Here is a 9,431-nt window from a genome sequence, read left to right as displayed (position 1 = left end):
CATGGGCGAAAATCGAGTCTGAAAACCTGATTATTGCTTACGAAGCAGGCACAGCAAGGGGGAGCAAGCTCCCCCTTTAGTTTTTACCGGACACTAGTGACGCGGAGCGTGGGAACGATCGCACTGGTGGTCAGCCGAGCAATTCGCGCAGCCGATACCAGAACATGCCAAGCGCCAGCAGCGGTGAGCGCAGGGCTCGTCCGCCGGGAAAGGTCATATGCGGCACGGCGCTGAACACGTCCAGCCCCTGGCTGTGCCCGGCCTGAATCGCTTCGGCCAGCAGCCGGGCGCACCAGTGGGTCACGTTCAGGCCATGGCCGGAATAACCCTGGGCGTAGAACACGTTCGGGTACTGGCTCAAGCGACCGGCCTGAGGGAAACGGTTGGCGGTGATGCCGATTTTGCCGCCCCACTGATAGTCGATACGCACATCCGCCAGTTGCGGGAAGACCTTGAGCATTTTCGGCCGCATATAGGCGCCGATATCCACTGGGTCGCGCCCGGAATAATGGCAGGCACCGCCGAACAACAAACGTCGATCCGCCGAGAGCCGGTAGTAGTCGAGGCCGACTTTCTGGTCGCACAGTGCCAGGTTCTGCGGGATCAATTGCGCGGCCACGTCGGGTGCCAACGGTTCGGTGGCGATGATGTAACTGCCCGCCGGCAGCACCTTTCCGCTCAGGCGCGGTTCGAGTTCTTCCAGATGCGCGTTACAGGCCAGCACCAAACTGCCGGCGCGCACCGTACCGCCCGCGCAGCGAATCTGCACGGTGCTACCGTGGACCAACTCCAGCACCGGGCTTTGCTCGAAAATCCGTACCCCGAGGGATTGCGCCAGCCGCGCTTCGCCGAGCACCAGATTCAGCGGATGCAAGTGCCCCGAACCCATGTCGATCAGGCCGCCGGCATAAAGGTCCGAGCCCACCACTTGCTGGCGGATCTGCTCGGGACCGACAAGTCGGGTTTGATGGGCATAACCCAATTCGGCGAGGCTTTGCCGTTCAGCCTTGAACGCGGCGAACTGCGCCGGGGTATTGGCCAGTTCGCAGAACCCCCAACGCAGGTCGCAATCGATGCCATGTTCACGGATGCGATTGCCCACCAGCTCCACAGACTCGATGCCCGCACGCTCCAGATAACGCACACCTTCCTCGCCGACATAACGGGCAAAACCGCTGACGTCATGGCCGATGCCACGGATCAACTGCCCGCCGTTACGACCGCTGGCACCCCAGCCAATCCGCCGGCCTTCCAGCAGAATCACCGAGAGCCCGCGCTGCGCCAGTTCGATCGCGGTGTTGACCCCGGTGAACCCGCCACCGATCACGCAGACATCGGCTTCAAGGTCCGAATCCAGCGTAGGGTAGGGCGCCATGCCATTGGCCGATGCCGCGTAATAGGAGCGGGCATGTTGGTTGTCGTACTGATTCATTGGTTGGACTTCACTTTGCTCCAGGAACGGGTCATCAGACGCATGATCGCCTGGGGCGGGGTGGTCGAGATGTAGAGTTTGTCGAGGACATCCTGAGGAGGATAGACCTCTGGATTATTGACCAGCTCAGCGTCCATGTATTGCTTGGCCGACGGGTTCGGATTGGCGTAACCCACCGAAGCGCTGACCTTGGCGATCACTTGCGGGTCCAGCAGGTTATTGATGAAGGCGTGGGCCTCTTTCGGGTTGCTGGCGTCGGCGGGAATTGCCAGCAGGTCGAACCACAGGTTGCTGCCTTCCTTGGGGATCGAGTAGGCGATGTTCACGCCGTTCTTCGCTTCCTTGGCGCGATTGGCCGCCTGGAACACGTCGCCGGAGTAACCGAAGGCCACGCAGATGTCGCCGTTGGCCAGGTCCGAGACGTACTTGGAGGAGTGAAAGTAGGTGATGTAAGGCCGGATGCTCAAGAGTTTGGCTTCGGCTTTTTTAAAGTCCTCAGGGTTTTCGCTGCGTGGGTCCATGCCCATGTAGTTGAGGACTGCAGGGAATACTTCATCGGCCGAGTCCATCATCGATACGCCGCACTGGCTGAGCTTCTTCAGGTTCTCGGGTTCGAAAAACACGGCCCAGGAATCGATGTGATCAATGCCCAGCACTTGTTTGACCTTGTCGACGTTGTAGCCGATGCCGTTGGTGCCCCACAGATACGGTACGGAATGCGCGTTCTGCGGATCGTTTTTCTCCAGCAGCGTCAGCAGTTTCGGGTCGAGGTTTTTGAAGTTGGGCAGCTGCGAGCGATCCAGTTTGAGGAACGCGCCGGCCTTCACCTGGCGCGCGAGAAAGTGGTTGGACGGCACCACCACGTCATACCCGGTGCGGCCGGCGAGCAGTTTGCCTTCCAGGGTTTCGTTGGAATCGAATACGTCGTAGATCACCTTGATCCCGGTTTTTGCCTGGAAGTCGGCGAGGGTGGTCTCGCCGATGTAATCGGTCCAGTTGTAGACGCTGACGCTCGGCTGAGCCTGCGCCCCGGCGCAGAACAACACCGCCAGCGCGACCGGAACCACGGATTTCAATAGACGCATATCGACACCTCTTTGAGTTATTCGGTGATCGTTGCAGCTCGGGACGCTCTGATCGTTCCCACGCTCTGCGTGGGAATGCCTCAAGGGACGCTCCGCGTTCCAATGGGACGCAGAGCGCCCCGGGCTGCGTTCCCACGCGGAGCGTGGGAACGATCATTAGGGTGAGTTAGACGCTGAGCAGCAGGAACTCGCGCTCCCAGGAGCTGATCACACGCTTGAAGTTCTCGTGTTCGGCGCGCTTGACCGCGACATACCCCCGGACGAATTTGCTGCCCAGATAACGCTCGATGGTTGCGCACTCTTCCATGCGCGAGAGTGCGTCCTCGATGGTGATCGGCAGGCGCAGGTTGCGTCGTTCGTAAGCACGACCCTGCACCGCGGCGCTTGGCTCGACCTTTTCGACCATGCCCAGGTAGCCGCACAACAGGCTCGCGGCGATCGCCAGGTAAGGGTTGGCGTCGGCGCCCGGCAAACGGTTTTCCACGCGCATGGCGTCGGGGCTCGAGGTCGGCACGCGCAGGCCGACGGTGCGGTTTTCTTCGCCCCATTCGACGTTGACCGGTGCCGAGGTGTCGGGCAGGAAGCGGCGGAACGAATTGACGTTGGGCGCGAACATCGGCAGCACTTTGGGAATGTACTTTTGCAGGCCGCCGATGTGGTGCCGGAACAGCTCGCTCATCTGCCCGTCGGCATCGGCGAAGATCGGCTGGCCGCTGGCGATGTCGACCACGCTTTGATGGATATGCATGGCACTGCCAGGTTCGTCACCAATGGGTTTGGCCATGAAAGTCGCAGTCACGTTGTGCTTGAGTGCCGCTTCGCGCAGGGTGCGTTTGAACACGGTGATCTGGTCTGCCAGGTCCAGCGCATCGCCATGACGGAAGTTGATTTCCATCTGCGCCGGGCCGTCTTCGTGGATCAGCGTGTCGAGGTCCAGGCCCTGGAGTTCGCACCAGTCGTAGACGTCTTCAAACAGTGGATCGAACTCGTTGGCGGCGTCGATGGAGAACGACTGACGACCGCTTTCCGCACGGCCAGAACGCCCCAGCGGTGCCTTGAGCGGCAAGTCCGGGTCTTCGCAGCGTTGGGTCAGGTAAAACTCCATTTCCGGTGCGACAATCGGCTGCCAGCCTTTGTCGGTGTAAAGCTGCAGCACTTTCTTCAGCACGTTGCGCGGCGACAGTTCGATCGGATTGCCGAACTTGTCGAAGGTGTCGTGGATCACGATGGCGGTGGGTTCGATGGCCCACGGCACCACGTAAACCGCGTCGGCGACAGGTTTGCAGACCATGTCAATGTCGGCCGGGTCGAGCAGGTCGTAGTAGATGTCGTCGTCGACGAAGTCCCCGGTTACCGTTTGCAACAGCACACTTTCCGGCAGGCGCATGCCTCGCTCATGCAGGAACTTGTTGGTGGGTGCAATCTTGCCGCGAGCAATGCCGGTCAAGTCGCTGACCACACACTCGACCTCGGTAATCTTGTGATCTTTCAGCCACGTGAACAGCTGATCGAAAGGGACATTCATAAAGACCTCATTGTTGGTTTGAATGACGCCGGGGAAGGCGGCTTCATCCACCGAACACTTCCCCTGTGGCGCGTTGACGACTATCTTGGGTGAGCCGCAGCGTTCCATCTATCCACTTTAAGCAGCACCAAAACGCACCAAACGAGTGCGTAAGGTCACCCATGACAGCGTGCAATCCGTTACAGGTTCAAGCCTTCAACACCGCCGACGTGGCCGAGCAGATCCGCGCCACACCGGGTTGGGTGCAGCACTATCAGCAAATGTCGCCGGGGCATTTCGCCGGGCGGGTGCGCTATCTGGACTTGCAAGGCGTGGAGATTTACGAAGAACAGATGAACACCCGGGTCGAGCAGAATTTCAGCGCCCCCGAAGGTTCACTGGCGTTCTGTTTCGATCGCAACGACAACTCGCTGTACATGTTGAACGGCGAGAGCCGCAACATCTGGATCACCCCGGAGAACTACCAGGAAATCGCCGTGGTGTTCGGGCCGCAATTCGTTCAACGGCATGGCCTGGACGTGGCGCGGCTCGAAGGCTTGTTCATGTCGCCGCTCAATTGCGGGCAGAACGCGCTGTTCAGCCGCTGGTTGAGCGGCACCTTGACGCGACTGGAGCAGACGCTGGATCCGCCGAGCAAAGAGGCATTGACCCAGCAGTTGCTGGAGGACTGTTTGTTCATCCTCGATAACGCCTGTGTGTGCCTGGATCGCGCAGGCTTGCAGCGCCGCGCCGAAGAGCGAACGATCATGAAGCGCGTCGCCGAATGGGCCGCCGATACCCCGGAAGAAACCCTCAATTTGCTGGAACTGTCCCAGGTGGCCGGGGTTTCGTTGCGTCAGTTGCAGCACGCGTTCAAGGCGTACACCGGGATGACGCCCTCGCATTGGTTGCGCTTGCGCCGGCTCAACAGTGCGCGTCGTGAGTTGCTCAGCCGAACGGCCAGCGACACGACGGTCGCTCAAGTGGCGATGCACTGGTCGTTCTGGCATTTGGGGCGGTTTTCCAGCAGTTATCGAGCGTTGTTCCAGGAACTTCCCAGCGAGACGCTCGCCCGCCAACACAGTGGACCTTGTCGGAGGTCATCATGAGTCGGTTATCGTCTTTGAGTCTGTGTGTCGTAGTGTCGATGGCCTGTACGCAGGTTCAGGCCGAAACGGTCGTGCCGTTGAAAGGGCAGAGTTCGCAACAAATCCAGCTGGACATCAACGATTGCCGCAACGTCGCGGCGAGTCAGAGCGCCTCGACTCCGCCACCCTCGGGCGGGCGACTGCGCGGTGCTGCGGTGGGTGCCGCTGCCGGGGCGGTGGGCGCTGAGGTGCGGGGGCGTCAGCATGACGAGTTTTACGATCGGGTCGACGACGATGTGAAACAGGAATATCGTCAGAACCGCGCCGGGCAAACCGCGGCGGCGGGCGCGGTGGTCGGTGGCGCGCGCCAGCGTCAGGAGCGCCGGGCGCAGCAAAAAACCACCGCGGCGACCAGTTCAACCGCCTATACCAGCTGCCTGCAAGGGCGCGGTTATCAGGTAACGCCCTGAGCACCAGGCGTTCGCTGCCGCTGTTCGATCAGGTGAACCATCAGGTCGGCATAGAGCGTGAGGGCGATAAACAGCGCCATGCGCACGGCGAAAGCGGTATAGACGTCCTTGCCGGCAAGACTGTCCTGCACCGACTGGCCCAGCAGGATGATCAACGTGACCAGGCTGTTGAGCCAGAACCCCGGGGTTTGTCGAGTCGGACTCAGGGCATAGAGCTTGCGCGCCAACAGCAAGCCGAACAGCAGCATCCACAGAAAGAACATCCACAAGTGCACGAACAGGCTGAGCGCGCACCAGAACACAATGGCCAACAGCCCGCCCATCAAAGTCGAGCCGAGCAGTTCACGACTGGCGTTGCGCGTCGTTACCGTCGAACTCTGCTGGCCCAGACTGACCGCTTTTAAAATGATCGGCAGATAACTGGCCGGGTCAATCAGCGCCAACAGAAACGCCGGCATCACGATCAGGGTGGCACGTAGCGCAATCCTGGGTACTTCCTGCGCCGGCATAGCGCTGGCGGCAGGTGGCGTGGGTGCATTGGCCGGTTCGGGAAACAGCCAGTGACTGATTGCCACGACGATGACGGCGAGGAGCAAGCCCTTGACCAGGGCACCGATGACCATCATCGCCAGATCGAACTCGGCAACGCCGGCCGAGGAAATCATCGTCAGGCCAATGATCAGAAAGGTCACGACCAGGGCGTTGCCACCGCGTAGCCCGAAACCAAAGGCCAGGAACAGACTGACACCGATCAGCAGCACACCGCTGAGCGGGTAATAACGCAGGACCGGGATCAGCAACAGGCCGATGCCGGTGGTCAGCATGGCAACCACTGCCAGCATCACTCCGGCCTTGAATGGCAGAGGCTTGTTAAGCGTGGCCAACAGCAACACTGAAAGCAGCGGCGCAATAAACGGAATCGGCAACGCCAGGCCGAAGCTGATGGCCAGGCACAGCGCCGTGCCGACGGCGAGACGCGGCGCCCGTTGGTATCTGGGCGGGCGATCAATAGGCATAAGACAGCCAGCTCATCAGCCAGAAAAACAGGCGTCCCAAGGGATTCAGCGGATTGTTCTGCGCAGGAAAGGCCATGACTTCGGCCTGGCCTCCGGCACGAATGGCGCGACTGTCACGTAGCACCTGCATCGCCTCGTCAGAAAATTCGATGATCACCGGGAAGCGTTGGGCCGGACGCAACCAGTCGCGACTGTTTTGCACGCTGGGCAAGGTGCCCGGCGCCGGCGTCTGCCCCACGCTGACGCCGTAGCCCAGGCTGCGCACCCGTCCCTCGAAGACCTCGCCCGGCAGCGCGTCCAGCACGATCGCCACCGGAGTTCCAGGCTTGACCCGCCCCAGGTTGTTCTCGGTCATGTCCGCACTGATCCACACATCGTGAATGGCAATCAAGGTCATGACCGGCGCGCCGACCGCGGCGAATTGCCCGACGTCGGTGCGCAGGTCCGTAATCAAACCCGCCGAGCGCGCACGGACTTGAGTGTTGGCCATGTCGAGTTCAGCTTTTGACAACGCCGTGGCGGCGCTGCGTAACAGTGCGTTGTCTTCCGCGCTGCCGCCTTCCTGTTCCCGTGCGCGCTGGACTTCGGCACGGGCCGCGGCGACCTGGCTGACGGCCTGTTCACGGCTGGCCCGCGAGGCTTCCAGCAGGCGCACGGAAATGGTTCCGCGGTCTTGGCGGTACAGGCTTTCAAGGCGTTCGTTATCTTGCCGGGCCTTGAGTTCATTGGCCTGGGCCGCCCGCAACGAGGCTTGCGCGGAGGCAATGCCGGCAGTGCTGGCACCGATCTGCCGACGGGTAGACTCAAGATCCGCGCGTGCGCGGTCGGCGGCTATTTGATAGGGCTGCTGATCGACCTCGAACAGCACATCGCCGGCCTTGACGTCCTGGTTGTTGCGCACATTCACGCGGATCACGCGTCCGGCCACTTCAGCCGCCACCGGAATCACAAAGGCACCGACCCGAGCCTGTTGCGTATACGGCGTGAAACGGTCAGCCAACAGATACCAGGCCAGGCTCAGGACGATCAGCAGCAGCACCCATTTGATGCCTTTTTTTGCCGGATCGGCAGCCGGCTCGGGCGCCTTGGACGAACGCGCTGCAGTGGCGGGCGGTGAGGGTTCACTCATCGGCTTTGACCTTGTCTGACGTGGAAGAGGGGGCTCGTAAAGGGGCCGGTTCATTCAGCAGGTTGCCCCAGTCTGTGCGGTGTTCCATTTGCTGGCGAGTGCCTGGGTCGACGGTCGGCTGGGCGCTGTACCAGCCACCGCCAAGGGCTTTGTACAGGGCGATCAGGTTGCTCACGGCATTGCTGCGGCTGATCAGGTAATTGTCCTGTTGTTCGAGCAATGCGCGTTGGGCATCCAGCACGCGCTGGAAGTCGGAGTAGCCTTCGCGGTATTGAGTGTTGGCCAGGCTCAGCGAGCGCTTGGCAGCGACTTGCGCTTCACGCAGGATGCGTTCGCGTTCCAGTGATTTGCTCAGGCCGCTGGCGGCATCATCGGCTTCGCGCGCGGCCTGGCGGACTTTGTCGCGATAAACCTCGATCAACTGCTGCAACCGCGCATCCTGCACCCGTACGTTGTTGCTGATCTGGCCGTGATCAAACAGGTTCCAGCGCAAACTGGGACCGCCGATCAGGTCCAGGCTGTTGGAGGTGCCCTTCAGCGTGTCGGTCGACCAGACGATGCTGCCGAGCAAGGTCAGCGACGGATAGAAATCGGTTTCTGCCACGCCGATCAGTGCCGATTGGGCGGCGACGTTGAGTTCGGCGGCGCGCACATCCGGTCGACGCAACAGCAGGCTGGCGGGCACGTCTTGCAGCACGGCCCGGTCGACCAGCGGAATCAGCCCCTGGTTCTCCAGCAATTGGGGCAGGGCGCTGGGCGGCCGTCCGATCAGTACGGCCAATGCGTTGCGGGTGCGCAACACTTGCCCCTCAAGCTCCGGAATGCTGCTCAACGTGCCGAGGTACTGGGTCTTGGCTTGTTGCAAATCGAGCTCGGCGCTTTGGCCGCTGTTGAACAGTTTCTCGGTGATCTCGAAATTGCGTTTTTGCTGTTCGGCGTTTTCTCGGGCGACGCGTAAACGCGCTTCGGTGGTGCGCAACGAGAAGTAAGTGTCGGCCACCTGAGCACGCAGCAGTACCAGTACGTCCTCATAATTGGCTTGAGCTGCGAAGTAACTGGCATCGGACGACTCGATGGCCCGACTGAAGCGCCCCCAGAAGTCCAGTTCCCAACCGACATCAAAGCCCACACTGTGCTGCCAGAAGTGGCTGTCTTGCGGGTTGCTGCCGCCGGATTGCCGGCGGTTGAAGTACAAACTCTCGGCACTGGCCTGTTGCAGTTGCGGATAGCGTCCGCTTTGCGCCATGCCTAGCCGGGCACGGGCTTCCATGACGCGAAGGCCGGCAATCTTCAGGTTGGAATTGTGCGCATCCGATTCGGCAATCAGCCCGTCGAGGACTGGGTCGGCGAACACTTGCCACCACTGGCGCACATCGGGATTGGCGCGTCTTTGGCTGGCCTGCTCAAGCGCAGGGCTGCTCCAGAGTTTTGTCCAGGCCTCGCCCGGGGCCTGAAAGTCCGGCCCCAGGCGCACGCAACCGCCAAGGCCCAGGGCGCCCAGCAGAAGTAGCCGACCCGAACGCGTCAGCATTGCTGCACTACAAGCAGGTCACGGGAAAACCTCATCCTGGAGTCCCTAAGTATTGAATGCCCTGGCTATTGGGCTTGAGCCGGTTTGCTTAGGTTAGTACAGCCCGGACAAACACAAGGTCATGTTGGACGATCATGGGGTCGGGCAACTGCTACGCTTCTGAAAGTTATTCATTC

The 9,431-nt window shown here is 61.1% G+C and carries 8 protein-coding genes; 2 read left to right on the top strand and 6 right to left on the bottom strand.

Features of this window, described 5'->3' with window-relative positions; all coding sequences use genetic code 11:
* Window positions 1–130: 130 nt before the first annotated feature.
* From AC1RO5_RS10100 to AC1RO5_RS10090, 3 genes are all read right to left on the bottom strand, one after another.
* Entirely contained in the window at window positions 131–1,432 is a 1,302-nt protein-coding gene (locus tag AC1RO5_RS10100) for an NAD(P)/FAD-dependent oxidoreductase (protein WP_493174767.1), read from the bottom strand.
* Window positions 1,429–2,517, bottom strand: coding sequence for a polyamine ABC transporter substrate-binding protein (locus AC1RO5_RS10095; protein ID WP_493174766.1), 1,089 nt, complete (start codon window positions 2,515–2,517; stop codon window positions 1,429–1,431). Before AC1RO5_RS10095 ends, AC1RO5_RS10100 begins: the two co-directional genes overlap by 4 nt.
* 166 nt (window positions 2,518–2,683) lie before the next feature.
* On the bottom strand, window positions 2,684–4,042 hold the full coding sequence (locus tag AC1RO5_RS10090; protein ID WP_493174765.1) for a glutamine synthetase family protein: 1,359 nt from the start codon (window positions 4,040–4,042) through the stop codon (window positions 2,684–2,686).
* 161 nt (window positions 4,043–4,203) lie between these two features.
* On the opposite strand from AC1RO5_RS10090, the gene AC1RO5_RS10085 reads away from it, so the two are divergent.
* A complete protein-coding gene (locus AC1RO5_RS10085) occupies window positions 4,204–5,130 on the top strand; it encodes a helix-turn-helix domain-containing protein (RefSeq protein WP_493174764.1) in 927 nt (308 codons plus the stop codon).
* Window positions 5,127–5,579: a hypothetical protein gene (locus tag AC1RO5_RS10080; RefSeq protein ID WP_493174763.1), complete on the top strand. Its 453-nt coding sequence runs from the start codon at window positions 5,127–5,129 to the stop codon at window positions 5,577–5,579. The genes AC1RO5_RS10085 and AC1RO5_RS10080 overlap by 4 nt, the downstream gene beginning before the upstream one ends.
* Here the strand turns inward: AC1RO5_RS10080 and AC1RO5_RS10075 are convergent.
* Genes AC1RO5_RS10075 through AC1RO5_RS10065 form a run of 3 tightly spaced genes read right to left on the bottom strand, consistent with a single transcriptional unit; the run spans window position 5,564 to window position 9,255 of the window.
* Window positions 5,564–6,595, bottom strand: a complete 1,032-nt coding sequence (locus tag AC1RO5_RS10075; RefSeq protein ID WP_493174762.1) for a DUF2955 domain-containing protein — start codon at window positions 6,593–6,595, stop codon at window positions 5,564–5,566. The two genes, AC1RO5_RS10080 and AC1RO5_RS10075, sit on opposite strands and share 16 nt — an antisense overlap.
* Window positions 6,585–7,724 carry an HlyD family secretion protein gene (locus AC1RO5_RS10070; RefSeq protein WP_493174761.1) on the bottom strand — a complete coding sequence of 380 codons (1,140 nt, stop codon included), beginning with the start codon at window positions 7,722–7,724 and terminating at the stop codon, window positions 6,585–6,587. The genes AC1RO5_RS10075 and AC1RO5_RS10070 overlap by 11 nt, the downstream gene beginning before the upstream one ends.
* The gene (locus AC1RO5_RS10065; RefSeq protein ID WP_493174760.1) at window positions 7,717–9,255 is read right to left on the bottom strand and encodes an efflux transporter outer membrane subunit; all 1,539 of its coding nucleotides are present in this window, start codon (window positions 9,253–9,255) and stop codon (window positions 7,717–7,719) included. The genes AC1RO5_RS10070 and AC1RO5_RS10065 overlap by 8 nt, the downstream gene beginning before the upstream one ends.
* Window positions 9,256–9,431: the final 176 nt, after the last annotated feature.

The organism is Pseudomonas sp. GW822-FHT02G04 (assembly GCF_058802085.1).
The sequence above is the reverse complement of the archived record's forward strand: the minus strand, read 5'-3'. Positions and strand labels throughout refer to the sequence as shown.

Excerpts from the sequence above, each read along its gene's own strand:
- AC1RO5_RS10100 (WP_493174767.1), bottom strand. The coding sequence starts at position 1,432 with ATGAATCAGTACGACAACCAACATGCCCGCTCCTATTACGCGGCATCG.
- AC1RO5_RS10095 (WP_493174766.1), bottom strand. The coding sequence starts at position 2,517 with ATGCGTCTATTGAAATCCGTGGTTCCGGTCGCGCTGGCGGTGTTGTTC.
- AC1RO5_RS10090 (WP_493174765.1), bottom strand. The coding sequence starts at position 4,042 with ATGAATGTCCCTTTCGATCAGCTGTTCACGTGGCTGAAAGATCACAAG.
- AC1RO5_RS10085 (WP_493174764.1), top strand. The coding sequence starts at position 4,204 with ATGACAGCGTGCAATCCGTTACAGGTTCAAGCCTTCAACACCGCCGAC.
- AC1RO5_RS10080 (WP_493174763.1), top strand. The coding sequence starts at position 5,127 with ATGAGTCGGTTATCGTCTTTGAGTCTGTGTGTCGTAGTGTCGATGGCC.
- AC1RO5_RS10075 (WP_493174762.1), bottom strand. The coding sequence starts at position 6,595 with ATGCCTATTGATCGCCCGCCCAGATACCAACGGGCGCCGCGTCTCGCC.
- AC1RO5_RS10070 (WP_493174761.1), bottom strand. The coding sequence starts at position 7,724 with ATGAGTGAACCCTCACCGCCCGCCACTGCAGCGCGTTCGTCCAAGGCG.
- AC1RO5_RS10065 (WP_493174760.1), bottom strand. The coding sequence starts at position 9,255 with ATGCTGACGCGTTCGGGTCGGCTACTTCTGCTGGGCGCCCTGGGCCTT.